The 1,832-nt window shown below is 36.7% G+C and carries 2 protein-coding genes and 1 pseudogene; all 3 read right to left on the reverse strand.

Features of this window, described 5'->3' with window-relative positions:
* Positions 1–92: 92 nt before the first annotated feature.
* Positions 93–281 (reverse strand): annotated as a pseudogene (locus N518_RS17035) (hypothetical protein); the annotation flags it as partial.
* Between the two features lie 23 nt (positions 282–304).
* The gene (locus tag N518_RS0115200; protein WP_026444486.1) at positions 305–1,225 is read right to left on the reverse strand and encodes a copper resistance protein B; all 921 of its coding nucleotides are present in this window, start codon (positions 1,223–1,225) and stop codon (positions 305–307) included.
* On the reverse strand, positions 1,212–1,832 hold a 621-nt coding region (locus N518_RS0115205; protein WP_026444487.1), incomplete at its 5' end, for a multicopper oxidase domain-containing protein. The genes N518_RS0115200 and N518_RS0115205, both read right to left, overlap by 14 nt.

Consider the following 1,832-nt stretch of genomic DNA (forward strand, 5'->3'; position numbering starts at 1 on the left):
ACGGATTTGGGCTGAGAAGAATTTAGCTCAAATTTAACCTGACAGGCACAATAAAAAATGGGTAACTGTCAGATCAGGTTTGAGCTAGTACACATTAAACACCGATGATGTACAGACGAAGTAGTAGCAGCCGATCCTACTAAAAGAATAGCAAACGATAAAAACAGCGATAAGCATGTTTTTAACCACTGCATAAAAATAGACCAAAAATTAAGCTTTTTTAGTTTTACAGATTCGAAAATAAATAGTAATAATTCATGAATAGTAGCCGAAGCTACCATTCATGAATCCAAATCATACTATTTTAAAAAACTAATTCGATGCCTGCACCATATTTCCATCCCTTTTCAGACTCTGTTGCCTCTTGCATAGAAGTGGCTTTCTGTCCTTTTTCATATTGGTAAGCAACATCAATGAAAGGTTTAATTCGCTTAGTAATCTCATATCGGGTTTTGATACCAGTTTTTAGTTCTGATAAACCTGATTTTGCAGCATAGTTAGAATCATCGCTAAATATTACATCTGCTTCGATATAAGGTTGAGTAATAAGTTTCTGAGTTAAAAGCAAATCACGTTCTAATTCAAAACTTGCTCCCCAAAAATTATTCTCACCGCCATAAAGATATGCTTGTGTTTCAAAGAAATAAGGAGCTAGACCTAATATACCAATAACCCCATCCACTCGATCGCTGCTGCTGTTATTTTTATCTTCACTATATCTTACCCCAGCTTGTACATCCCAAAATGGGGCTACGTTACGGCTATAAAGTGCTAATACAGCATATTTTGGATCATTACTTTCTGACTTTTCCGAATTGGCTTCAATAAATAGACGATTTTCATCTGTTCCAATTAAAGTTTCAAACTTTGTTCCTAGGTTGCCCTTACCGTCTTCATCAACCATCCATTCATTTTCAAATTTTGTCGTTTGATAAATTTGTCCACCATGTTCTTTAAGATGATTGTCATGAGGTGAGTTAGAGTTCTCAAGCGCAATCTGGACACTCTTATCCCCCATATCCGCATTTTCCATTGAATAATATTCTGGATAACGCTCTTGAAGGGAATACTTTAATCCTCCAGATTCCTGTAAAAGAATTTTCATATTTTTTGTAATATTACTGTCTTGTACAGGAGTTTCATTTTTAGCGAACGTTAGATTTGATAATCCAAATAGCGCAATCATCAAAGTTGTTTTTGAAAACAAATTATTAGTGATGTGCATGTGGATTTACTCCCTTCTCATTTACTTGGGACTGAGGAACAGTCTTTGTAGAATTACCATCTTCCACTTGAGCTACAATGAGTTTATTCATCATTCCTGCACTCATATGGTAAAGCAGGTGACAATGAATAGCCCACTCACCTAACTCATCAGCTGTGAGTAGAGTGGTTATCGTTTTCCCAGGTGGAACAATTACCGTATGTTTGTTTGGCATATTGCTTGGATCCTGACCATTCTCAAGCTGCATAAACATGCCATGTAAGTGCATTGGGTGAGCCATCATACTGTCATTGACAAATTTTAAGCGAATACGTTCACCATACTTCACCACTAGTGGGTCGGCTTCATTAAATTTTTTACCATTTATTGTCCAAATATAACGCTCCATGTTTCCACCAAGACGGATCTCTATTTCACGTTCAGCTGCACGAGTGTCTTTTTGAGGATCTAACGATTGCAAATCACTATATTGCAATGCTTTATTACCTTCAGGTGTTGAAGCATTTGCCCATCCAAATACGGTATTATCATTCTTGTCTGAAGCCGCCTTAACAGTAGCGCTATTCATCGGCATATCATGATCCATACCTTTCATAGAAGACATATC

It is taken from the genome of Acinetobacter sp. UNC436CL71CviS28 (assembly GCF_000620525.1).
GTDB lineage: Bacteria > Pseudomonadota > Gammaproteobacteria > Pseudomonadales > Moraxellaceae > Acinetobacter > Acinetobacter radioresistens.

What these genes read in the sequence shown, in the direction of transcription:
- N518_RS0115200 (WP_026444486.1), bottom strand. Translation starts at nt 1,225, where the DNA reads ATGCACATCACTAATAATTTGTTTTCAAAAACAACTTTGATGATTGCG.